23 protein-coding genes are annotated in these 21290 nt (G+C 47.5%); 10 read left to right on the forward strand and 13 right to left on the reverse strand.

The window, feature by feature from the left end; all coding sequences use genetic code 11:
- Positions 1 to 245: 245 nt before the first annotated feature.
- Entirely contained in the window at positions 246 to 941 is a 696-nt protein-coding gene (locus AC6I8U_RS15095) for a VV20781 family protein (protein WP_252013160.1), read from the forward strand.
- Positions 942 to 1094: 153 nt separating this feature from the next.
- Entirely contained in the window at positions 1095 to 2408 is a 1314-nt protein-coding gene (locus AC6I8U_RS15100; protein ID WP_498017197.1) for an IS4 family transposase, read from the forward strand.
- 66 nt (positions 2409 to 2474) lie between these two features.
- Here AC6I8U_RS15100 and efp read toward each other — a convergent pair whose 3' ends face one another.
- Positions 2475 to 3041, reverse strand: coding sequence for an elongation factor P (gene efp, locus AC6I8U_RS15105; protein WP_042478865.1), 567 nt, complete (start codon positions 3039 to 3041; stop codon positions 2475 to 2477).
- 33 nt (positions 3042 to 3074) lie between these two features.
- On the opposite strand from efp, the gene epmB reads away from it, so the two are divergent.
- Together epmB and AC6I8U_RS15115 are read left to right on the forward strand one after the other, a co-directional pair.
- Positions 3075 to 4097 (forward strand): EF-P beta-lysylation protein EpmB, encoded by a 1023-nt coding sequence (gene epmB, locus AC6I8U_RS15110; protein WP_498017276.1) that lies wholly within the window; start codon positions 3075 to 3077, stop codon positions 4095 to 4097.
- Between the two features lie 101 nt (positions 4098 to 4198).
- On the forward strand, positions 4199 to 4657 hold the full coding sequence (locus AC6I8U_RS15115) for an MgtC/SapB family protein (RefSeq protein ID WP_042478882.1): 459 nt from the start codon (positions 4199 to 4201) through the stop codon (positions 4655 to 4657).
- Positions 4658 to 4714: 57 nt separating this feature from the next.
- Here AC6I8U_RS15115 and AC6I8U_RS15120 read toward each other — a convergent pair whose 3' ends face one another.
- The 3 genes from AC6I8U_RS15120 to AC6I8U_RS15130 form a co-directional block, all read right to left on the reverse strand.
- Complete coding sequence (locus AC6I8U_RS15120) at positions 4715 to 5278, reverse strand: VC2662 family protein (protein WP_234494676.1); 564 nt, start codon at positions 5276 to 5278, stop codon at positions 4715 to 4717.
- A gap of 187 nt (positions 5279 to 5465) precedes the next feature.
- Positions 5466 to 7103, reverse strand: a complete 1638-nt coding sequence (groL, locus tag AC6I8U_RS15125; RefSeq protein ID WP_234494677.1) for a chaperonin GroEL — start codon at positions 7101 to 7103, stop codon at positions 5466 to 5468.
- Between the two features lie 68 nt (positions 7104 to 7171).
- Positions 7172 to 7462 carry a co-chaperone GroES gene (locus AC6I8U_RS15130; RefSeq protein ID WP_031493033.1) on the reverse strand — a complete coding sequence of 97 codons (291 nt, stop codon included), beginning with the start codon at positions 7460 to 7462 and terminating at the stop codon, positions 7172 to 7174.
- 232 nt (positions 7463 to 7694) lie between these two features.
- Here AC6I8U_RS15130 and AC6I8U_RS15135 point away from each other — a divergent pair, with 232 nt between their 5' ends.
- Positions 7695 to 9041, forward strand: a complete 1347-nt coding sequence (locus AC6I8U_RS15135; protein WP_234494679.1) for an MATE family efflux transporter — start codon at positions 7695 to 7697, stop codon at positions 9039 to 9041.
- A gap of 53 nt (positions 9042 to 9094) precedes the next feature.
- Here AC6I8U_RS15135 and cysE read toward each other — a convergent pair whose 3' ends face one another.
- The 4 genes from cysE to AC6I8U_RS15155 form a co-directional block, all read right to left on the reverse strand.
- On the reverse strand, positions 9095 to 9916 hold the full coding sequence (gene cysE, locus AC6I8U_RS15140; RefSeq protein ID WP_042478859.1) for a serine O-acetyltransferase: 822 nt from the start codon (positions 9914 to 9916) through the stop codon (positions 9095 to 9097).
- A gap of 40 nt (positions 9917 to 9956) precedes the next feature.
- Positions 9957 to 10979, reverse strand: coding sequence for an NAD(P)H-dependent glycerol-3-phosphate dehydrogenase (gpsA, locus tag AC6I8U_RS15145; RefSeq protein WP_446569844.1), 1023 nt, complete (start codon positions 10977 to 10979; stop codon positions 9957 to 9959).
- A gap of 189 nt (positions 10980 to 11168) precedes the next feature.
- A complete protein-coding gene (gene secB, locus AC6I8U_RS15150; protein ID WP_042478856.1) occupies positions 11169 to 11636 on the reverse strand; it encodes a protein-export chaperone SecB in 468 nt (155 codons plus the stop codon).
- 157 nt (positions 11637 to 11793) lie between these two features.
- Positions 11794 to 12228 carry a rhodanese-like domain-containing protein gene (locus AC6I8U_RS15155; RefSeq protein WP_498017277.1) on the reverse strand — a complete coding sequence of 145 codons (435 nt, stop codon included), beginning with the start codon at positions 12226 to 12228 and terminating at the stop codon, positions 11794 to 11796.
- 410 nt (positions 12229 to 12638) lie between these two features.
- On the opposite strand from AC6I8U_RS15155, the gene gpmM reads away from it, so the two are divergent.
- A complete protein-coding gene (gene gpmM / locus AC6I8U_RS15160; RefSeq protein WP_498017278.1) occupies positions 12639 to 14171 on the forward strand; it encodes a 2,3-bisphosphoglycerate-independent phosphoglycerate mutase in 1533 nt (510 codons plus the stop codon).
- 197 nt (positions 14172 to 14368) lie between these two features.
- A complete protein-coding gene (locus AC6I8U_RS15165) occupies positions 14369 to 15499 on the forward strand; it encodes a murein hydrolase activator EnvC family protein (protein ID WP_252013149.1) in 1131 nt (376 codons plus the stop codon).
- Positions 15500 to 15513: 14 nt separating this feature from the next.
- Here AC6I8U_RS15165 and AC6I8U_RS15170 read toward each other — a convergent pair whose 3' ends face one another.
- From AC6I8U_RS15170 to zapB, 3 genes are all read right to left on the reverse strand, one after another.
- Positions 15514 to 16488: a DHH family phosphoesterase gene (locus AC6I8U_RS15170; RefSeq protein ID WP_498018378.1), complete on the reverse strand. Its 975-nt coding sequence runs from the start codon at positions 16486 to 16488 to the stop codon at positions 15514 to 15516.
- Between the two features lie 103 nt (positions 16489 to 16591).
- Positions 16592 to 17236, reverse strand: a complete 645-nt coding sequence (locus tag AC6I8U_RS15175; protein WP_128649666.1) for a TetR/AcrR family transcriptional regulator — start codon at positions 17234 to 17236, stop codon at positions 16592 to 16594.
- A 196-nt stretch (positions 17237 to 17432) separates the two neighbouring features.
- On the reverse strand, positions 17433 to 17675 hold the full coding sequence (gene zapB, locus AC6I8U_RS15180; protein ID WP_042478850.1) for a cell division protein ZapB: 243 nt from the start codon (positions 17673 to 17675) through the stop codon (positions 17433 to 17435).
- 325 nt (positions 17676 to 18000) lie between these two features.
- Here zapB and glpX point away from each other — a divergent pair, with 325 nt between their 5' ends.
- From glpX to AC6I8U_RS15195, 3 genes are all read left to right on the forward strand, one after another.
- The gene (gene glpX, locus AC6I8U_RS15185) at positions 18001 to 19008 is read left to right on the forward strand and encodes a class II fructose-bisphosphatase (protein WP_042478847.1); all 1008 of its coding nucleotides are present in this window, start codon (positions 18001 to 18003) and stop codon (positions 19006 to 19008) included.
- Positions 19009 to 19175: 167 nt separating this feature from the next.
- Entirely contained in the window at positions 19176 to 19796 is a 621-nt protein-coding gene (locus AC6I8U_RS15190) for a helix-turn-helix transcriptional regulator (protein ID WP_498017279.1), read from the forward strand.
- A 113-nt stretch (positions 19797 to 19909) separates the two neighbouring features.
- Complete coding sequence (locus AC6I8U_RS15195; RefSeq protein WP_498017280.1) at positions 19910 to 20239, forward strand: DUF3135 domain-containing protein; 330 nt, start codon at positions 19910 to 19912, stop codon at positions 20237 to 20239.
- Positions 20240 to 20318: 79 nt separating this feature from the next.
- Here the strand turns inward: AC6I8U_RS15195 and AC6I8U_RS15200 are convergent, their stop codons facing one another.
- Both AC6I8U_RS15200 and AC6I8U_RS15205 read right to left on the reverse strand, forming a co-directional pair.
- Complete coding sequence (locus tag AC6I8U_RS15200) at positions 20319 to 20744, reverse strand: DUF805 domain-containing protein (RefSeq protein ID WP_042478839.1); 426 nt, start codon at positions 20742 to 20744, stop codon at positions 20319 to 20321.
- Between the two features lie 15 nt (positions 20745 to 20759).
- Complete coding sequence (locus AC6I8U_RS15205; protein WP_446569850.1) at positions 20760 to 21107, reverse strand: 5-carboxymethyl-2-hydroxymuconate Delta-isomerase; 348 nt, start codon at positions 21105 to 21107, stop codon at positions 20760 to 20762.
- Positions 21108 to 21290 lie beyond the last annotated feature (183 nt).

Here is a 21290-nt window from a genome sequence, read left to right on the forward strand (position 1 = left end):
ATGCAACCAATTGACAACACAATTAATGTATCAAAATGTTAACTGATGTAAAAATCGAATAATTCGCTTATATAACAAGGAATGGCCGAAGTAATTAGCAATTGAGAAAGTTGCGAGCCAGTAGACGCCATATGGACTCAGTGAACATTCGTGTGACACGGTAGGCGCGTGTACATACCCATACATTGTTACCGACACTCTATCGATAAAATCATCAGCGATTTATAACAACAAGAGATGTAACAATGAAAAAGTCTATTTGCGCACTACTGATTTCCAGTGCGCTGTTTGGGTGCGGTTCTACTGTCATGATGAAAAAATCGGAAGCGGTGGCTGCACAGCCTGAGCTACTGCTCAAGACCGACGGATCTTTCTGGGGATTTGGCCCAGAAGGCACCTTCGATATCGCGGGACGCTACCACGGTAAGTACTCCCGTAGCGCATCAACCAGTTCTTGGTTCAACACCATCAATACTAAAGATGGTGAAATGGTCGCTGAAGTCACACGCAATGATAACGGCGAAACCTGGACCCTAGTTTGTAGTGGCGGTGGTACCAGTGTTGATATTGGTAGCTTCTCATTTGGTGGCAATGACCCGTACATCTGCCAAATCAGTGAGCAAGGGGCTAACATTGGCGAGTATAAGATGGAACGCAAGTCTGAAGCGATCAGTCTCTCTACCGCAAAAAAAGAGCACGGTTTTATCCGCCTTGGCAGCACACATTTCAATGTCGCTTCGGTACACGATGGTGAAGGTCTAATGATGAGCGTTGATAATCCACTTGGTTATAGCTTTAGTCGTGGCAGCGTAGAGGTTGCTGCGGCGCAAACTAATGGCAGTATCACACTGCAAACCCTCTCTGGATTACCAGAAGCAGAAATGGACACCTTGGCATTAGGCACCGTCGCCAGTGCTCTGAGCTGGCGACCAGAAGAGTAATCCCCCCAAAACTCAAATAGTCAGCGCTCAGTTGCCAATACAAAAAAGGTCGCCCTTGGGCGTAATGCCGATCAGTTAACAACTAAATGATCGGTTGAACGATCCATTCAAAGTGTCAAAATCCGAGTGTATTCAATGCACTCGGATTTTTTTATGTTTTTAAGACAGGCTCTTAACCAAGTTCATCAATTCTCTGCAGAGCAACTTTCGGGTTTATCTGATCTGCTTTCGCCAGAACTCATTTCCCAATGTTTGGAAGATACAGGGATTACGACTATTCGTAGACGAAGATTGCCAATGGAAATGATGGTTTGGAGTGTTGTTGGGATGTCTTTGTATCGCCATTTGTCCATGGAGAAAGTCGTCTCGAAGCTGGATATTCTTCTCCCAGGTAAGAAGCCATTTGTTGCTCCGAGTGCAGTAATCCAAGCAAGACAAAGGCTGGGCTCCGATGTCATGAAATCGGTTTTTACTCAAACGCAGAAGCTCTGGAATGACAAAACGCCCCATCCAGACTGGCATGGTTTAACACTGCATGCGGTCGACGGTGTAGTCTGGCGAACTCCTGATACTAAAGACAATGACGAACGCTTCAGTCGAACTCGGAATCAAAAATGCTCGTCCGAATACCCTCAGGTTCGAATGGTCTGCCATATGGAACTGACAAGTCATCTTCTGAATAGTGCATCTTTCGACTCCACATCAAAGAGCGAAGTGGACTTAACTACGGAGCTCATCGTTCACTCTCCCGACCATAGCCTAACTATCTTCGATAGAGGTTTTTATGCTCTAGGTCTATTACACCGCTGGCAAACAACAGGGGTAGACAGACATTGGCTTATTCCAATGCGTAAAGGGGCCCAATACACAATGCTCCGCAAATTAGGGCGTGGGCAAGAGTTGGTCGAATTAAAGCTATCCCCTCAAGCTAGGAAAAAGTGGCACGACGCACCGGAAACACTGGAAGCTCGATTGATAACTAAGACTATTAAGGGTAAAGAGGTACGGTTGTTGACCTCGATGACTGACCCTTTACGCTACCCAGGAAAAGACATCTCGGAGCTATATAGCCATCGATGGGAGATAGAGTTGGGCTATCGAGAAATGAAACAATATATGCTCCAAAACAACCTGACCCTAAGAAGTAAAAAGCCCGAGTTAATAGAACAAGAACTGTGGGGTATGCTGTTGGCCTATAACCTACTGCGGTTCTTGATGTGCCAAATGGCCTACGACCAAAATAAGGTAATGCCTTACCAGATAGGCTTTAAACAAGCCTCGTTGTTCTTAATAGGACAGTTACAACTCCTTCCTGCCGTCGCACCCGGAAGAATCCCGGAGGTGATGAACTATATCCTAGATATGGCTGAGAGTTTTACGTTGCCAGAAAGGCGGGATAGAAGCTATCCAAGAGCAGTAAAAAGAAGGCCCAGTCGCTATGCGACTAGACCTTCTAAAAGGTGTTAGATGCTTCTTAACTTACAAGCATTACGCCCTTGGGCGACCTTTCAAATTCTTAAGTATCTCTATTGATTACTTAACGCGACCTACGTATTCCGCAGTACGAGTATCAACTTTGATCACTTCACCAATCTGGATAAATAGCGGTACACGTACCACAGCGCCAGTTGTTAGTGTTGCAGGCTTACCACCAGTACCTTGTGTATCACCTTTCAGACCTGGATCCGTTTCTGTTACTTCTAGCTCAACAAAGTTAGGCGGAGTCACAGTAATTGGGTTACCATTCCAGAGAGTAATCATACAAGTGTTGTTTTCTACCAACCATTTCGCGTTGTCGCCAACCGCTTTAACGTCTGCAGCGATTTGTTCGAATGTTTCGCTGTTCATAAAGTGGTAGAATTCACCATCTGTGTATAGGTAATCTAGGTCGATATCCATCACGTCAGCAACTTCAACAGTTTCGCCAGACTTGAAGGTTTTCTCTAGAACTTTACCAGACAGTAGCTTACGAATTTTAACGCGGTTGAACGCTTGACCTTTACCTGGCTTCACGTATTCATTTTCTAGAATTACGCAAGGCTCGTTGTCCAGCATTAGTTTAAGACCGCCTTTAAATTCATTGGTGCTAACAGTAGCCATTGTATCCTCTTAGTGTTCTTCGAGTTAAATTTAATGTCGCCTATCATAACCCGAAATCTTGTTTCTGTTGAGCAAAACTGGCTCAAACAGCTATCGAATGCGATCTCAGACCCTTACAAACTGCTTGAGCAGTTAGAAATTGAGGCGACCCCTTGGGAAAACGGACTCAAAGCAAGACGCTTATTTCCCATGCGCGTTCCTCAAAGCTTTGTCGATCGCATGGAAAAAGGCAACCCGTACGATCCTTTGCTTAGACAGGTGCTGCCTCTTAGCCAAGAGTTTGAAGTCCACGATGGCTATTCAGAAGACCCACTCGAAGAGCAAGATAATGCTGTACCCGGTCTGCTCCACAAATACCACAATCGCGCTTTATTGATTGTCAAAGGTGGCTGCGCCGTGAACTGTCGCTACTGCTTTCGCCGCCATTTCCCCTACGATGAAAATAAGGGCGGCAAAGCAAACTGGCAACAAGCACTCGACTACATCGCTGACAAGCCGGAGATTGATGAGCTCATCTTATCTGGTGGCGATCCATTGATGGCCAAAGATAGTGAACTTCTTTGGCTGATTGAGCGTGCTGAACAGATCCCACACCTTAAAACGCTTCGAATTCATTCTCGCCTTCCGGTCGTGATACCAGCGCGAATTACCGCTCAGCTTTGTAACTTGCTAGCAAATACGCGTCTCAACACTGTGCTGGTCACTCATATCAACCATGTCAACGAGATAGATAATGAGCTCAAGCTAGCGATGGCGCGTATCAAAGCTAGCGGTACAACACTTCTCAACCAAGGTGTACTGCTCAGAGGGGTCAACGATAGCGTGGAAGCTCAATTCGAGCTTAGTCACGCCCTGTTTGGCGCAGGAATTCTGCCCTATTACCTGCATGTACTCGATAAGGTACAAGGTGCGGCGCATTTCTACATCAGTGATGAACAAGCGAAAGCGATCATCCAAGGGTTGATCACTCGAGTATCTGGCTACCTTGTTCCCAAGCTCACGCGAGAAGAAGGCGGCAAGGCGAGTAAAACGCCGCTTGATCTGCATCTCGAGTAATTTTTTCCGTCTCGACAAAATGATTTTGTTCGATCAGGCGGTCTTTTAGTCAGATACTGCGCTTTTTAGGAGGCAATGTGGAACTGACAGAATTACTCGATATGGGACCTTTCTCATGGCAAGCCTTAGGAGCATGCGTCCTCAATGGTGCCTTGGTGGGACTTGAGCGCCAAACTCGCGGTAAACCCGTGGGCATTCGCACTGCAATCTTAATCGTCTCAGGGACTTACCTGTTCATGTCTATGGCCGTGTCTCTATCTCCCAACACATTGGACCAAGCCCGAGTCTTAGGACAGATCATCACAGGTGTCGGTTTTCTTGGCGCCGGCGTCATGATGACGCAAGACGGCAAGATACACGGGGTGACCTCTGCTGCTGTGATTTGGGTACTCGCCGGTTTAGGTATGATGATTGGTTTAGGGCATCACAAAGAATCCGTGATCCTAACTGTACTCGCCTTAACGGTGCTTTTGGGGGTGGACAAGATTGAAAGTAGCTTTAAGAGCCTGCGACGTGGCGTTCACCAAACTATGCAAAACCGCAACCGAATGAGAAAGTAAAAAGCCCTGCGTATGCAGGGCTTTATCGAATTCTAACGCTCTAAATCAGAGTCTGAATTACTTCGCAAAGTTGATGATTGGGAAGCACTTCAAGAAGCCGTTGTCCGCACAGTTGATAAGACCGATCTGTACGCCGTCAATGTTATTTGTCTTGTTGAAAAGACCAAACTGGAAGTTAGACTTGTTTGAGAAGCTTGCGATACCAACATCTGCCATTGTATAGCCTTCAGAGTAGTTCACCGCACTCCAGTTAAGACCTTTCACATCGTTAGTGACGTTCACTGCTGCAAGGTTAACACCTGTCGTTTTACCTGTGTTCCAGTTGAAGATACCTAGAGACGCACCTTTCATTTCTTGCGTTACTTTAGAAGCACCAAAGAATAGACCGAAGTTCACACCCGTTGTACGCTGAGTTTCAGACATACCTAGTACAGAGAAGTCTACACCTTTAACTTCGTTCACTTGACCGTGAAGAACCGCAAGACGTACACCGCCAACTGCATTTGCATCAGGTGCGTTGAAACCGTTTAGTGATGAGAACATCACTGGGGTGCTTTCTGCTAGCGCCAATGGTGATGCCATTGCTGCTGCCACTGCTAGTACTGCTACTGCCTTTTTCATATTAGTCTCCACTGACTATTATTGTTATCAACTGATAAGTGTAGACGATGCTAGAGGCGGCAACCATAGGTATTGTCAGGGAAATGTCATATTCATTAACACTTACGATTAAGCATTAACCAATAATGGAACGGACATAAAAAAAGCCGAAGGTTTCCCTTCGGCTTTGTAAGAATCGTCTGATGGATTACATCATACCTGGCATGCCGCCCATTCCGCCCATGTCAGGCATTGCTGGTGCGTCTTTTTGAGGTACGTCAGTTACCATCGCTTCTGTTGTGATCATAAGACCTGCAACCGATGCTGCGAACTGAAGTGCAGAGCGAGTTACTTTTGTTGGATCTAGGATACCCATTGCGATCATGTCGCCGTACTCACCTGTTGCTGCGTTGTAGCCGTAGCTGCCTTCGCCTGCTTTCACGTTGTTTGCAACCACAGACTCTTCGTCACCTGCGTTTGCAGTGATTTGACGAATTGGCGCTTCCATAGCGCGAAGTGCAACGCGGATACCCACATTTTGCTCTTCGTTAGCACCTTCAAGACCCGCCACTTTTGACGCCGCGCGGATAAGTGCAACACCACCACCAGCTACTACACCTTCTTCAACCGCTGCGCGAGTTGCGTGTAGTGCATCTTCAACGCGGTCTTTCTTCTCTTTCATCTCAACTTCAGTTGCTGCGCCAACTTTGATTACCGCAACACCGCCAGCTAGCTTAGCTACGCGCTCTTGAAGTTTCTCTTTGTCGTAGTCAGACGTCGCTTCTTCGATTTGTTGACGAATTTGAGTTACACGGCCTTGAATCATTGCTTCTTCACCCACGCCATCGATGATAGTCGTGTTTTCTTTAGTGATAGAAACGCGCTTCGCTTGACCTAGGTCTTCTAGCGTCACTTTCTCAAGGTCTAGACCGACTTCTTCAGAGATCACAGTACCAGCCGTTAGGATTGCGATATCTTGAAGCATAGACTTACGACGGTCACCGAAACCAGGCGCTTTAACAGCCGCTACTTTCACGATGCCGCGCATATTGTTCACAACAAGCGTTGCTAGTGCTTCACCTTCTACGTCTTCTGCAATGATAAGCAGTGGACGAGATGCTTTAGCAACCGCTTCTAGTGTTGGAAGTAGCTCACGGATGTTTGATACTTTCTTGTCGATAAGCAGGATGAATGGGCTCTCTAGCTCAACAGAACCTGCTTCTTGGTTGTTGATGAAGTACGGAGATAGGTAACCGCGGTCGAACTGCATACCTTCAACCACGTCTAGCTCGTCTTGTAGAGCCTGACCTTCTTCAACCGTGATAACACCATCACGACCTACTTTTTCCATTGCTTCAGCAATGATGTTACCTACGCTCTCATCAGAGTTCGCAGAAATAGTACCAACCTGAGCAATCGCTTTAGTGTCTTCACAAGGAACAGACAGCGCTTTTAGCTCTTCAACCGCAGCAACAACAGCTTTGTCGATACCGCGCTTAAGATCCATTGGGTTCATGCCAGCAGCAACCGCTTTTAGGCCTTCGTTTACGATAGCCTGTGCAAGAACTGTTGCCGTTGTTGTACCGTCACCAGCAGCATCGTTCGCTTGAGAGGCTACTTCTTTAACCATTTGCGCGCCCATGTTTTGGAACTTGTCTTCAAGCTCGATTTCGCGCGCTACAGATACACCATCTTTAGTGATAGTTGGTGCACCGAAAGATTTGTCTAGAACTACATTACGGCCTTTAGGACCTAATGTTACTTTTACTGCATCCGCTAGAACGTTTACACCTTCTAGCATTTTAACTCGTGCGTCGTTACCAAACTTAACGTCTTTAGCAGCCATTGTTATTTCCTTATCTAAATTCAGTGGATAGCTTGTTTAGAGTAAAAAATTACTCAACGTCTACTTAATTATTCAACGATAGCCATGATGTCATTTTCAGACATGATCAGAACTTCTTTACCGTCGATCTTTTCTGTCTTAGTGCCGTAGCCTTCAGCAAAGATCACCGTATCACCTACTTTCACGTCTAGCGGCTGTACCGTACCGTTTTCTAGGATGCGGCCTTTGCCCACAGCCAAAACTGTACCACGTGTTGATTTTTCTGCCGCAGAACCAGTTAAAACGATGCCACCAGCAGATTTAGATTCAACTTCTTGGCGCTCAACGATAACTCGGTCGTGTAGAGGACGGATATTCATCGGTCGATTCTCCTGATTATTTTCCATTTAGCTTATAGGGTTGCCTTCAAGGCCTTGTGTTGAATATGTTGGGGGCGTTTTTGGCGATCCCAAGGGGAGGATGCCAAAAAATTGTGACAAAAATAACGAAATTTAAGATTGGCATGGGAAAGCTAAGCTGCGGCGAGTCGGTTGTCGCGCCAACTGGTTAATTACTGTATTCTAGCGTCCTGTTTACCAAGCTTAGAATGCCATGCAAGACAAACACGGCCTGCTCTCCGCGCCGATATCCAAAGTGCTTAGAAATATGACCGTGCCTATGGTCTTTGGCATGGTGGCAATACTGGCATTCAACCTTGTCGACACCTTCTTCATTTCGCTATTAGGCACCGAAGCCCTCGCGGCCATCAGCTTTACTTTTCCTGTGACCTTTGGCGTTAACTGCATCACCATGGGCATTGGTATGGGATTGTCCACCAATATCGGGCGCTTGCTGGGTCAGGGCAATACGCAGCACGCGGCGCGTTTCTCCACCCATGGCTTGTTGCTTGCCGTGGTTTTGGTCATGTTAGCCTCCACCTTAGGTCTTTACACCATAGAACCACTATTCAAACTACTGGGTGCCAGCGACGACATTATCCCGCTGATCCGAGAGTACATGGTGATCTGGTACTTCACTGTACCACTGTTGGTGATACCTATGGCGGGTAACAGCGCCATTCGAGCCACCGGCGATACCAAAACGCCAGCTAAGATCATGATGCTGTCTGGCTTTATTAATGGCCTGCTCGACCCACTGCTGATTTTTGGTATCGGTCCATTCCCTGAGCTCGGCATTCAAGGTGCGGCGATTGCGAGTGGTATCGCTTGGCTAGGTGCGCTGACTGGCTCGCTGTATGTACTCACCAAGCGAGAAAAACTCCTTGGCCAGCTCAAACCTTCGCAGCTTTGGCAAGATTGGATTGCGATTCTACGTATTGGCATGCCTTCTGGTTTGTCGACGGCGATGTCGCCCATCTCAGGGGCAATCTTAATGAAGATGCTCTCTGTTCATGGTACGGCCGCCGTGGCAGCCTATGGGGCAGCGCAGCGTGTTGAGTCGATTCTTATATTAGTTCTGATATCACTCAGCTCAGCCCTAACGCCATTTATGTCGCAAAACTTTGGCGCCAAGCAAGCCGACCGCAGCTTTGCAGGACTGTTCCTCAGCATGCGCTTTTCGCTGTTATTTCAATTGCTGGTCTTTGTAATGATGGTGCCGCTCAGCATCCCAATCTCAGCGTTGTTCTCTCAAGAGCAAGCGGTGCGAGATATCCTTTGGCACTACCTACTCGTCGTGCCATTTAGCTACGGCTTTCAGGGCATCATTATGATGCTTGGAAGTGGAATGAATGCGCTGCATGAGCCCAACAAAGCATTTATGTGGAGTGCCATGAGGCTGTTTGTGTTTACGCTTCCAGCCGCCGCTCTGGGTAGCATGCTGTATGGTGTCGAGGGGATGTTTATTGGTGTGGCTTTGGGTAATGTCATTGGTGGTGTGCTTGCCTACTTGTATGCACTGTCGGTGAGGCGAAAGCATTTGCCTTCATTGGCCAAATAGACAAAAAGCCAAGGCATTGCCTTGGCTTTTTAGCATTCTGCATCAGTTATCGGTTAGATACCATCACCGCCCATAAAGGTCTGTGACTTACCATTAAACTGCTGGTCCATGTCCAGAGATGGCTTATCTGTCTTAGGCCTACCAACAATTTTCGCGGGTACACCCGCAGCTGTTGTATGTGGAGGCACAGGCTGAAGCACCACTGAGCAAGAGCCAATCTTGGCACCTTTACCCACTTCGATATTGCCGAGGATCTTAGCACCAGCACCAATCATCACGCCTTCGCGAATCTTAGGATGTCGGTCACCACACTCTTTACCCGTACCGCCCAGTGTAACGTTTTGTAGGATAGAGACATCATTCTCCACCACTGCCGTTTCACCAATAACGATGCCCGTCGCATGGTCAAGCATGATGCCTTTGCCGATACGCGCTGCCGGATGAATATCCACCTGACACGCCACTGAGATCTGGTTTTGAAGGTACGTCGCCAAAGCGTTACGCCCCTGAGACCAGAGCCAGTTTGCGACTCGATAGCCTTGCAGGGCGTGATAGCCTTTTAGGTATAGAAGCGGCATTGAGTACATGGATACCGCAGGATCTCGATTCACTGTTGCACAAATGTCACACGCCGCTGCGTCGGTAATGCTCGGGTCAGCATTAAACGCTTGCTCAACCACTTCACGCACAGCCATAGCCGGCATTGACGCTGTCTTTAGCTTGTTAGCAAGGATGTAGCTTAGCGCTGCTCCAAAGCTTTCATGATTAATTATGGTGGCATGATAGAAGCTAGCCAGCATCGGCTCTTGTTCCGCTGATTCACGGGCTTCTCTTACAATGCACTCCCAGACATTTTGTTTTTCACAGTGTTTCATTTTCGGTCCTACGATGGATACTCAATCATCCGTCGAGCGATTATTGCTGCTCGGCTTTTTTATCCCTAGCGAGTAGATCTTGCGCTGCAAGGCGCGCGTCTTTCCCTTGATACAATACTTGATAGATTTGGTCAACAATTGGCATCTCTACACCCATGCGTTGAGACAACAACCACACCTCTTTGGTATTGCGATAGCCTTCCACTACCTGACCAATTTCGGTTTGTGCGGTATCGACATCCTTACCTTCACCCAGCGCAAGACCAAAGCGACGGTTGCGCGATTGGTTATCGGTACACGTCAATACCAAATCGCCCAGGCCCGCCATCCCCATAAAGGTATCAGGCTTAGCGCCGAGCGCTGCACCCAGGCGAGTCATCTCCGCGAGACCACGAGTGATGAGAGCGGTACGAGCATTGGCACCAAAGCCAATGCCATCCGACATACCCGCGCCAATCGCGATGACGTTCTTCACGGCGCCGCCAAGCTGCATACCAGTGAAGTCATCGTTGGCATAGACGCGGAATGTTTTGCTGCAGTGGATCTTTTCTTGTAGATCCGCCACAAACTGCGCATCTGGAGAGGCAACGGCGATCGCCGTCGGTAGGCCAGCTGCCAGCTCTTTAGCAAAGGTTGGGCCTGATAGTACCGCCAGCGGGTAATTCTCACCAATGATGTCGTGTGCTACATCTTTAAGTAAGCGTCCTGTCTCCGGCTCAAGCCCTTTCGTTGCCCAGCAGATACGACTGTCTTCTCTAAGGTGTGGCTTAATGCTGTTGAGCACAATACCAAACACATGGCTTGGGACCACAACCAGTAAGTCACGACTCGCCTGAACCGCTTTTTGCAGATCCGATTCAACAATCAAAGACTCTGGAAACTCAATGCCAGGCAAGAACTCATGGTTTGCACGATCGGCTTCTAGTTTTGCCATGTGTTCAGGTTCGTGTCCCCAAATCACCACATTCGCACCGTTTCTCGCTAGCGAAATCGCAAGCGACGTGCCATAAGAGCCAGCACCAATAACGGTCATTGCGATTTCTTTTCCATATGCGTTATTCATAACACCACCTAATTTGTCGGTATGATTATGTTTCTTTGTTATACCCAAGTGACCCTAAAAGCGGTGATCTCTCGAGATGACTTGGGTATAAGTCTAAACCTGTATAAGCAAATAAAAAATGCACATCGCGGTGCGCTGTGCATTTTCATTACATAGACTCGTTAACGCAGAATCACTCTGCGAAGGAGATTAAGCTTCCGCTTGACCTTCTTGCTGAGCTTGCTGCTGTAGGTAGTTCATGAACAGTGCGTCAAAGTTAACTGGCGCTAGGTTCAGTTGAGGGAACGTACCTTTCATCGTTAGGCTTGAGATAGTCTCACGAGCGTACGGGAATAGGATGTTCGGGCAGAATGCACCTAGGCAATGTGCAAGTTGACCTGCTTCCATTTGCTCTGCAGTGAAGATACCACCTTGTTGTACTTCACATAGGAATGCAGTTTCTTCTGCGTTTTTCACTGTCACTGTCAGGCGAAGAACAACTTCGTATACGCCTTGACCTAGTTCACGGCTTTGAGTGTCAAGATCTAGCTTAACATCAGGGTTCCAGTCTTTCTGGAACATATCTGGCGAGTTTGGCGCCTCAAATGATACGTCTTTTAGAAAGATACGTTGGATTGAGAAGTTTTGTTGTGCTTCTTGTGGAGCTGCTTCAGCCATGATGATTTCCTTAAATACGTCTAAATTTGTCAAAACGTTAATGAGTTTTCTTGCAGACTAGCCGAGCCAATGTTTGATGACTAGGCGAGCCGTGAATTCCGTGGCATTTATCACATCCCTTAGTCATAACTGCCGCGAAATCACTCAAAATTCTGTGTTACTTCTTGCCTTTGATCAGCGGTAGGTTTGCTTCGCTCCAAGCCACTAGACCATTTTTCAGCAAGTAAACCTTTTCAAACCCTGCTTTTGCAAGCAAGTTCGCGCTCTCTTGCGCCGTTTGACCAGTCTTACATACCACAATGATTGGGGCTGATTTGTGGTTTTCAAGGCTGCCGAAAGAACCCGCTTTGATATCTGAAGGTAAAACGTGAAGTGCGTCAGTAATGTGACCACGTTTGAATTCGTCTTTTGAACGAATATCCACCACGATGCCATTCTCACGGTTCATCATGTGTGTGACTTGTGCTGCAGAGACTTCTTTATATGCTGCGTTCGCTGATTTAAAGATGTTAGCGATCAGAGCAACAAATAGTGCAACCCACACTAGCGACATGATCATGTTTTCTTGAAAAAATTCTAAATACTCTTGCATAGCTTGCGCTCTTAGATAGTTGAACATTAAATCAGTCGAGGAGTATAGCGGCTTAGCCTCGCCGTGGCGAGAGGGGAAAATGTTTCGAGCGGAGAATTGGGATCCTTCTCCTCGCCTTGCCTGGCAATGGCGGCACTAGACACTATTGCAGAGATAGAAAAAACCGATTAGTCAAAGCGACTGAACAAGGCGTATTAATAGAGATAAAGCCGAGGTATCTCACGAAAATAACGTCTATGATTACCTCACAAAGAACATAAACAGACGAATTAGCTAGATAAAACTGTAACCCAGCAACGGTAATCACAAACATTATTTGATCTGCCACTACAGTTATGGGTAAAAAGTGTAGTAAAATTACGCTAATTTGTTTTCTGTAAAGTTACTATCGATTTGACGAGGTTATAACTATGTCAGCTAAGAAGCCAATGGCTCTAGTGATTCTTGACGGTTGGGGTTACCGTGAAGACAACGCAAGCAACGCAATCAACAACGCAAAAACTCCAGTAATGGATGGCTTGTGGGCAAACAACCCACGTACTCTTATTTCGGCTTCTGGTATGGACGTAGGTCTACCAGACGGTCAAATGGGTAACTCAGAAGTAGGTCACACTAACATCGGCGCTGGTCGTGTTGTTTATCAAGACCTAACTCGCATCACTAAATCAATCGCTGACGGTGAGTTCTCTCAGAACGAAGCGCTTGTTGCCGCTATCGACAAAGCAGTTGCAGCAGGTAAAGCTGTACACCTTATGGGTCTTATGTCTCCAGGTGGTGTTCACTCTCACGAAGACCACATTTACGCAGCTGTGAAAATGGCAGCAGAGCGTGGCGCTGAGAAAATCTACCTACACTGCTTCCTAGACGGCCGTGATACACCGCCTCGTAGCGCTGAAGGTTCACTAAAGCGTTTCGACGAGCTATTTGCTGAGCTTGGTAAAGGCCGCGTAGCGTCTCTAATCGGTCGTTACTACGCAATGGATCGTGATAACAACTGGGACCGCGTACAAGTTGCTTACGACCTACTGACTCAAGGTAAAGCTGAGTTCACTTACGACAATGCAGTTGCAGGTCTTGAAGCAGCTTACGCTCGTGAAGAGAACGATGAGTTCGTTAAAGCAACGGCTATCAAAGCTGAAGGTCAAGAAGACGCAGCGATCCAAGATGGTGACGCAGTTATTTTCATGAACTACCGTGCTGACCGTGCACGTCAAATCACTCGTACGTTCGTACCTGAGTTTGATGGCTTTGAGCGCGCAGTATTCCCAGCGATCAACTTCGTCATGCTAACGCAATACGCAGCTGACATCCCACTATCTATCGCTTTCCCACCAGCGTCTCTTGAGAACACATACGGTGAGTGGCTATCGAAAGCAGGTAAGACTCAGCTACGTATCTCTGAAACAGAGAAATACGCACACGTGACGTTCTTCTTCAACGGTGGTGTTGAGAACGAGTTTGACGGCGAGGAGCGTCAGCTCGTTGCTTCTCCAAAAGTAGCGACTTACGACCTACAGCCAGAAATGAGCTCTGAAGAGCTAACAGAGAAGATGGTTGCGGCTATCAAGTCTGGTAAGTACGACACTATCATCTGTAACTATCCAAACGCAGACATGGTTGGTCACACAGGTGTTTACGAAGCTGCTGAGCAAGCTATCGAAGCTCTTGATGCGAGCGTTGGCAAAGTCGTAGACGCGATCAAAGAAGTGGGCGGTCAAATGCTGATCACGGCTGACCACGGTAACGCAGAGATGATGGTAGACCCAGTGACTGGCGGTACGCACACTGCTCACACTAACCTACCAGTACCTCTAATCTACGTAGGTGACAAAGCGGTTGAGTTCAAAGAAGGCGGTAAACTGTCTGACCTTGCACCAACTATGCTAGCGATGACTGACATGGAAATTCCAGCAGAGATGTCTGGTGAGGTCCTAGTTAAGTAATTGCCTTTCGCAGTCATGAAAAACGCCGATGTTTCTACATCGGCGTTTTTGTTTGCTTGCGCCTAAGGTGCCATGTGTGGATATAATGGCAACATCACTTTAGAGGTGCGGATTGCGAACAGCTATAGTGAACTATCAATCAGTTATGATTACTATTGAATGAGCAAACTCTTGTCGCTGCGTGTAGTGGAATTAGGATGAAACCAAACAGAATTAGGCTTTTTACCCCTCGTTTGTCTGCACTGGTCGTGTGTTTAGGGCTCGCATTACCAAGCGCCCATAGCCTTGCAAACCAAAATGAACTCACAGGTGTAAAAAGCGAGATAAGTCGTCAGCAAAAATCACTATCTGCACAGCAAAAAGAGCTCGATACGCTGCAAAAATCACTGCGTGAGCAAGAGATTGGCATTTCTAATGTCGAGAAAGAAATCAAAGCGACAACGGCAGCGCTTGCTCAAGCCAACCGCAACCTAGATGGGTTTCATAGCCAAGTTGAGGCATTGACACAGCAAAAAGAGCAGCAACAAAAGGTGCTCGCTGAACTGGTACAAACCTACTACATCACCAAGCAAAATAACTCCGCGTCCGGTGTGCTAAGCACAGACCCTGACCAAGACCGTATCAGTCAATACTATCAGCATCTAGCGAAGGCCCGCGCCGAAACACTGGAACAACTTGCCGAGACCGAACGCAAGCTAGCGGAAAGTGAGCGAGCATTGGAGCTTGAGCGCAATCAGATCGCTCAGCTTTTAGAGCAACAAAAAGCCAAGCGTGACACCTTAGCTAAGAATCGAAGCAGCCGACAAAGCACGGTAAGCAAAATTCGCCGCAGTATCTCCAGCGATAAAAATTACCTCGCGGAACTGCAGCGCAATGAAACTAGGCTAAAAGCCGAAATTGCTAAGGCAGCGAAGCGCAACCAAGTACCGATGGATGGTCTTGCTCGTCAAAAAGGTCGTCTTCCATGGCCAGTAAAAGGCAAGGTGCTTCATAGCTTTGGTACCAAACAAACCGGACAAGTCAACTGGAAAGGCATGGTCATCGCTGCCAACTATGGCGACTCGGTTAAGTCAGTTTACTCTGGAACCGTGGTATTCGCCGACTATCTGCGCGGCTATGGACTCGTAGTTCTGCTCGACCATGGTAAAGGCGATATGACGTTATATGGCTACAACCAAACCCTGCTAAAGAAAGAGGGTGATAAGGTCGCGGCTGGCGAAACTATTGCTCTTGCCGGCGATACTGGTGGTCAAGACAGCTCATCCCTCTACTTTGAGATCCGTCGTAATAGTAAAGTCCAAAACCCGAAAAGCTGGTTAAAGCGCTAGCTCAGTACCGCTACTCATTGTGATGAGTAGCGTGCCGTTGCAATCTTAATCAGCCTTTCTAGCTCGCTCTCTGGCATACCGTTAATGCCGCCTGCCGCTTCTCTGCCACCACCGGTGGCAAACTGACTGCAAATCTCCCCTGCCCCTTGCTTATTATTGAGTGGCGCTCTCACCGATACGGTATAGCATGGCTCTCCCGACGCATCGCTTCTTGGCACTAATGAGATATGCGCTTGATTAGGGGATTGATTGGCAAGTCTATTAATCCAGGTACCCGACATTCGTCTCGCTGCCGCACTATCCGGCAGCAAGACCACTTTAAGCACCGCTGAATCATGGCGTGTCTGCGCAGCGCTCAGCGCTGCTTCGTCCTGTGCAAAGGCCGCTTTGAGTACATGATATGGGGAGCGGTGATCACCAATACACTCAAAAGGATCATGGTAGGCCAAAAGCTGCTGATACAAATCAACCGGATTAAAATGCAGGTCTTCGAGGCTTTCACCGTAGCCGTTGTAATTGATCAGCGTACCCAGCTCGTTAAGTAAGCGGCGCTGCTCATCACTTAACCCTAAAGTCGATGCCAATGCCTCAGCACTTGCCAGCATGTTGTCGCCATACGCAGCAGCAACAGCCCATAACCTAAATTGGCCTTGGAGCAACTTGTCGACAATCAGTGCCGTACAGGTATTCGCATCCAGGTCAATATGGGCATCAAGGTATTGGCTATTTGGAATGGAAGATGCTTTGTGATGGTCAATATAAGTAGTTGGAACATGATGATCCAAAAGCTTCTCGATCGCGGCTTGATTTTTATCCATCGAGATATCGAGCACCGTCACTGAGCTAGCCTGCTCGGGGGGCACCTGCTGCAACAGAGCGATATCACGTTTAATGCCCGAGATAAGTTGGCTCTCTATTGGCTGCGCTAAACGTAATTGCAGTAAGGCAAGTATGCCGTCGGCATCGCCATTGAATACATCGTAATGCACCTTCACACTCTTCCTTTAATGCGGGGATAGAAACCACAAACCCTACTTGTTAAGTAGGGTTTGGACAATACGAATTGGCTATATATCATGCCGTTAGCGACAGTTAGCTTGTTGGGCTACCCATCATGCGAACGCCATCTTCTAGCAATGTTAGTTGCTCTTTACCTTTATCGGTCGCCAGAGGCTTAACCACATGGATCATTTGTAGCATGCCTTGTTGAATCACCTCTTCGGTGATTTTAGTACGTGGTGACATCGCTGACTGATAGCTTAGCCAACCCACTGCCATCATGTGCAGGGTTGTGACCAGTGACTTGAGCTCTTTATCGTTGATGGTGAGCAAATCTAGCTCTACAAATGCCTTGAGAATGTTGACCAAGTTGCCCTGCAAGCGCTCTTGAACCTCGATGTACTCTTCATGCAGCTTTGGGTCTCGCTGCAAAATCTCTGGCAGATTGGCATAGAAGAAGCGGTATTTCCACATCAGAGTGAAGATAGAATCCAGGTAATGTTTCAGCAGTGCTAGGCTCTCTTGCTGGCCTTGGACTGGGGTAAAACGCTCGATGAGTTCTTGCGAGTAAAGCGCAAAAATCTCGCGAACGATTTCTTGTTTGTTTCGGAAATGGTAGTAGAGATTGCCCGGGCTAATCTCAATGTGCGCCGCAATATGGTTGGTTGTCACGTTGCGCTCGCCATCAGTATTGAACAAGTCGAGGGCGGCATAGACTATTTTGTCACGTGTTTTCATTCTAACTTTTCCTTTCCCTAGTTAGAGTTAGTATACGTGCTCAACTTGTACACGAAAAGTCAAGAGACGGTGAGTTACACTGGTTAGACCAAACAACACCCGTATTTCGCATATTCACCACGTGATCCATTCATGGTGAGAAAACAAAAAAGCACCCAATGCAGGGTGCTTTCAATATTCTCGAAGGAGCGAAAACTTACTCTACTTCGTCCATTTTACCTAGTAGGTTGCGAATGCGCTCTTGCCATTGGCTATGCTCGCGCTGCATCTGCTCTGTCTTCTGCTCTAGCTCTACACGGCTGCTGCGTAGCTCTTCAGCTTGGTTCGCTAGCTGTGCTTTCTCTTCTTTCAATTCCTCTACTTCCATTTGAAGAAGAGCGATTGTGTCAACTGCAGTTTGAATTTTTGCTTCTAGTTGTTCCAGTACTTCAAAAGACATCTCGGCCTACCCTTGTTTAATCCTGTGAAATGAAAATGCTTCATTCTATATACCCTATAGTGCCCCATTCTACTCAGCCTAGAGAAGATAGACACGTCCTATATTGCAGATTTTTCACTATTCGGTCAAAAAAGCGCCGTAAACTGACCTGCCGTTTACTAAAAAACGTTATTCAATAATGGCTTTGGCTTTGCAAGCTCTACACCATCTACGATTTTAACGACAAGATCGCCACCAAACAGATAAAAAGGCAAACGTTTCCCTTCTGATATGCTAGAATTCGCGCCGTAAATCATTTGTCATTTTTCATTAAATTGGAGTCAGTATGAAGCGCGATTTAGCAATGGCTTTTTCACGAGTTACCGAAGGTGCCGCACTAGCAGGTTATAAGTGGCTAGGACGAGGCGACAAAAATGCTGCCGATGGTGCAGCGGTGGAGGTCATGCGCAGCCTACTGAACAAGACCGATATCGAAGGTGAAATCGTTATTGGTGAGGGTGAAATCGACGATGCACCTATGCTGTACATTGGTGAGCACGTGGGTATCGGTGGCGATGCGGTAGATATCGCTGTTGACCCAATTGAAGGCACACGTATGACGGCGATGGGTCAGTCTAACGCGCTAGCCGTTCTTGCTGCGGGCGAGAAAGGCAGCTTCTTGAAAGCTCCGGATATGTACATGGAGAAGCTGGTTGTGGGTCCTGGCGCTAAAGGCGTCATTGACCTTAACAAGCCACTCAAAGAAAACCTAAACAACATCGCAGCCGCGCTGGGCAAAACCCTTGATACTCTCGTAGTGACCACGCTAGCAAAACCACGTCACGATCAGGTTATCGCTGAGATGCAAGCAATGGGTGTTCGCGTGTTCGCAGTGCCAGATGGTGATGTAGCGGCATCGATTCTCACGTGTATGCCAGACAGTGAAGTAGACGTAATGTACTGCATCGGTGGCGCGCCAGAGGGTGTGGTTTCTGCAGCGGTAATTCGCGCGCTTGATGGTGACATGAACGGTCGTCTGCTGCCTCGTCACGCAGTAAAAGGCGATACCGAAGAAAACCGTAAAGCAGGACAAGACGAGCTTGAGCGCTGCGCGGAAATGGGCGTTGAAGCGAATGTCGTGCTGCGTATGGAAGATATGGCACGTAGCGACAATGTCGTATTCTCGGCAACGGGCATCACAAAGGGTGACCTACTTGAGGGCATCACTCGTCAAGGCAACATCGCGACAACAGAAACCCTGCTGATCCGTGGGCGCTGTCGTACCATTCGACGCATCAAGTCTACGCACTACCTAGAGCGTAAAGACCCAGAGATCCGCGATATCATCCTTTAATCGAGTTCGCGATAGAAAAGCGCTGATCTTCATCAGCGCTTTTTTTATTTGGTTAGACGTCATTTATCCATACGCAACATTGTAAATAATTTGCTTTATTAACCTTATCCGCCATAATACCTCGACTATCTTTACCTTAAGGCTGAACAAACAGAACGGATGCACTGATGAAAGCCACTGATCACATCATAGACATCATAAAACGCGAGGGAGCCGTCACCGCAAAACGTATTGCGGAGCGTTTGGGCATCACGACCATGGGGGCAAGGCAGCACCTCCAAAGCCTTGAAGAGGATGGATTGTTGCGATTCGAAGACGTCAAAGTCAAAGTGGGTCGCCCGAATAGACATTGGTCCTTGACCGCTCAAGGTCATGCGCGCTTTTCCGACCGCCATAGCGACCTCACCATTCAGTTTATTGACGCCATTGAGAATGTGTTTGGCAGTGAGGGGCTTGAGAAAGTCTCCAAAGAACGCGAGTTCAACACTCTCACAACCTACCAACCGCACTTTGATCAACTACCCGACTTGCAAAGCAAGGTTCAGAAATTGACTGAATTGCGCGAGAAAGATGGCTACATGGCAGAGCTTGAGCAAACCGATGATGGGTTTGTGCTCATCGAGAATCACTGCCCTATTTGCAAAGCGGCTTCTCGCTGCGAAGCGCTATGTCAATCTGAGCTCAATGTATTTCAAGCCTTGGTTGGCAGCGATGTCAACGTCGAGCGCGATGAGCATATCGTTAAAGGCGCCAGACGATGCGTCTACAAGTTTCACGCAAAACATTGATCCCAACCTACGTGTCTCAACTCTGAGACACGTCATGCATTTAAGTTTGTCTTTTCTCATTAAGTCCTACGCTATGAATATGGTTCGATAACGTTAGGCATAGGAAGGCAAACATGGCAGAGCCGATTTCACTCCCCTCTTTTGAGGAGCTAGCAGTGATGGCAAAAGAAGACCCAGAGAAGCTCAGCCAGCTGCGACATCAACTGTGTGAGCAATTTATCGAGAGCTGCTCGAGTGACATGCAACCAAGACTGCATGCCCAGCAATCGCACATTGAGCGAGTGCTACAGCGCGCCAAAAACCCTATCCACGCCAATGTGCTGTTGAGAGAAGAGCTCCACAAGCAGATCGTTAAATTTTCAGAGGCGCTGCATGGCAACCTCCCATCGCCAAAACAAACGGCCGATGTGTTGCCATTTCGCCGCGATGAGGAGTGGCGCTGAACCAGCCCGTACGCAAAAATAGTCGCGAACGAAAAAGGGAAGCCAATGCTTCCCTTTTCTCACACGATTCGTAAGCGCATTACTTGGGCTCATCACCGTATTGGTTAGGACCTTCTGTGCCTTTAAGAAAACCACACTCCACTAAAATCCATGCACCACACGCTAGGGCTGAAAACGACAACAAACTTTGCACCATCGACGGCTGAGCGGCTGTCGCAGGGTCTAACGTCGGTAAACTCATGCGACCAAACACCAATGGCAAGTTAAGCAATAGCCACCAATTAGATTTATTGCGGTCATGCCAACGCTTCGCCGTGATAGCTAGGTCAGGGATAAGCAGCATCAGCAATAGCAAGGGCAACAAAAACTGCATCACATTAGGGAATAGAAAATTAAGCCCCTGTGCAACAATCATAATGGCTAAGTAGTAACAGACATTCCACATCCAGAATGTCTTACGACCAATGCGTCCATTGAATGAAAACAGTAACGATTTTAACGGCATCAAATCACTCTCGTATTAATTGGTAATCTTTTGAAAGCAGGTCTTGTCCATATCGCGAATGTTCACTGTTAAGCTCTTAATATGGCTCGCCTGCTCTCTTAACACGTCCATCAGCTTTCTTGAAAGCTCGCGTTTTTGCTCATCTGTCCTTCCAGATAATAGCTCAAAGCTGATGTGCACAAAATCTTCGCTGTCACCATACTCGCCAATCAACCAGTTGTGGCTGCGCAGGGAACGCGACTTAACGGAATCAGCGTCAAACAGTCCGCAGTTCAGCGTCACTCGGTGTAGGTCTTCCAATAACCCTTGTACATTCAACCTTTCATCGGCTGTATTCGAATATTCTAGAACCAGATTCGGCATACGACTTCCCTTTGTTGTGACCAATAGGCGACAAGGTATAGCAAGCCGCGAGTAAAATTCCGAGAAGTATTCTATTATTCTGTTTACTGGATCACTTGGGCGCGCCATTCTAGGCAATTGTTAGGATAAGATACCAAAGCGATAAAGAAATGACCCCAATCATGATCTACATGAATTAATCTG

Source organism: Vibrio sp. KUL80 (assembly GCF_059725495.1).